A 2,267-nucleotide genomic window follows, 5' to 3' on the forward strand; every position below is an offset into this window, starting at 1 on the left:
GTGGGCCCGCGCGCAGGCGGGCGCCGGCGGTGTGGTGCTGCTCAGCGGTGCTCCGGGAAGCGGGAAGACCAGCCTCGCCCGTGAGCTCGCGGCGGCGGCGCGGGCGGGCGGCGCGCTGGTCATGTCCGGCAAGTGCGACCCGGATTCGTCGCTGCCGCTGGCGGCGCTGCGCGCCGCGGTCGAAGAGCGGCTGGGAGCGATCGCGGCGCTCGCGCCGCGAGGCGAGAGCCGCGGCCGTGGACCGGCTGCGGGCCGCCGCGGGGGGCCGGGGCGAGCCTGCTGCGGTCGCTGTCGCCGCTGCTCGGGGTGGTGCTGGACGCGCCGGAGCTGGACGCCGAGGGCCGGCACGAGCAGTTCGCCGGGGCGGTGGCCCTGTTCCTGGCGGCGTTGCCGGGCCGGACGGGCGGCCTGCTGATCCTCGATGACGTGCAGTGGCTCGACGGCTCCAGCCTCGCCGTGCTGCGCCGCCTCGCCGAGGAGCTCGCGGACGTGCCGCTCCTGGTGGTGGCCACGGTCCGCGACGACGAGGCCGGCCGCGCCGGCGGTGAGCGGTTCGAGGACGCGGTCGGCGCCGCCGTCGATGTGCGGATCCCGGTCGGGCCGCTGGACGACGCGGGTACGGCGGCGCTGATCTCGTCCTACCTGGCCGGCCCGACGGTGGGGCCGGAGGTGGTCGCCGAGCTGTCCACGCGGAGCCGGGGCAACCCCTTCACCGTCCTCGAGTACCTCCACTCCCTCGTCGACGCCGGCGCGCTGCGCCCGAGCTGGGGGACCTGGCGGCTGGACACCGATCTGCTGCGGGAGATCGACCTGCCGTCCGACGTGCTGGATCTGGTCGTCGCGCGGGTCGACGGTGTGGGCGAGCACGTCCGCTCGGTGCTCGCGGTCGCCGCAGCCATAGGCACCGTCGTGCCGACCGGCCTGCTGGCCGAGGTGATCGGCGCCGATCCCGCCGCGGCGCTGGCGGAGGCGGCCGAGCACGGTCTGATCCAGCCGCACGCCGACGGGTACGCCTTCGTGCACGACCGGATCCGGGAGGCGATGCTCGCCGCGGTCGACGCCGACCGGCTGCGGGCGCTGCACCAGCGCATCGCCGTCGTCCTGGACTCCGCCGGTCTCCCCGGCCCCGCCGCGGTGTACGCCGCGGCGCGCCACTACGGTGCCGGGGAGACCGGCCGCAGCCCCGAACGGGTGTTCGCCACCGGATGGGCCGCGGGACGGCTCGCGCTGGCCGACAACGCCCCGGACACCGCTCTGACGTTCCTGGAGACCGCGCAGGAGGCGGCGGAGCGGGCCGGCATCGAACCGGACAGCCGGTTCCGGGAGACGCTCGGGGTGGCGTACTGGTCGACCGGGCGCATCGATCCGGCCCGCCGGCAACTGGAGGCGGGCCTCGCCCAGGAGCCCGACCCGGTACGGCGTGCCGCGCTGCTGCTGCAGCTCGCGCACGTGCTGCGGACCGGCTGGGAGCTGAGCCGCTCGATCGCCTGCGCCAAGCAGGGACTGGCCGAACTGGGCGTGCCGCTGCCGGAGAACCCGGTGCTGCTGGGCCTGTCGACGGCCCGGATCATGCTGCGCTGGCTGGCCGTGCCGATCCACACCCACGGCCACGGGGACGGCCTGCTGATCGCCGGCTCGGCCGGCCCCGGCGGCTTCACCCAGACCCACCGCGACGTCGCCGCCGCGATCGCCGGGCAGGGCTCCGCCGCCTACGACAGCGCCCGGTTGTTCACCAGGGTGCAGCAGCTGGCGACGACCGACGGGTTGACCGGCGCGTACAACCGCCGGCATTTCGCCACCCTCGCCACCCCGCAGATGGAGGTCGCCAAACGCAACTGCCGGCCGCTCGCGGCGATGATGGTCGACATCGACCACTTCAAACGGATCAACGACGTCTACGGGCACGCCACCGGCGACGAGGTGATCCGCGCGGTCGCGCAGACGCTCCGCGAACACCTCCGGGAGCCCGACGTCTTCTGCCGATACGGCGGCGAGGAGTTCGCCGCGGTGCTCAGCGAGGTGCACGGCGACCCGCTGGAGATCGGTGAGCGGCTCCGTGCGGCCGTCACCGCCCTCAGCGTCCCGGCCGGCGGCGACCACGTGCGGTTCACCGTCAGCATCGGCGTCTCCGAACTCAAACCCGATGACACCCTCGACACCCTGCTCGACCGCGCGGACCAGGCTCTCTACCAGGCCAAGCGCTCCGGCCGCGACCAGGTCCGGCCAGGTTGAACCACGGCCGCCGCAGGGACCGCGCGGTCCCGCCG

General features: G+C 75.3%; 2 protein-coding genes. Both read left to right on the plus strand.

Annotated elements, in window-relative coordinates; genetic code table 11:
* Window positions 1-415: ATP-binding protein (locus tag ACWJ6R_RS34910; RefSeq protein WP_449066298.1), on the plus strand; the 415-nt coding region annotated here is incomplete at its 5' end.
* A complete protein-coding gene (locus ACWJ6R_RS34915; RefSeq protein WP_449066299.1) occupies window positions 310-2,232 on the plus strand; it encodes a diguanylate cyclase in 1,923 nt (640 codons plus the stop codon). The genes ACWJ6R_RS34910 and ACWJ6R_RS34915, both read left to right, overlap by 106 nt.
* Window positions 2,233-2,267: the final 35 nt, after the last annotated feature.

The organism is Planomonospora algeriensis, from assembly GCF_977012225.1.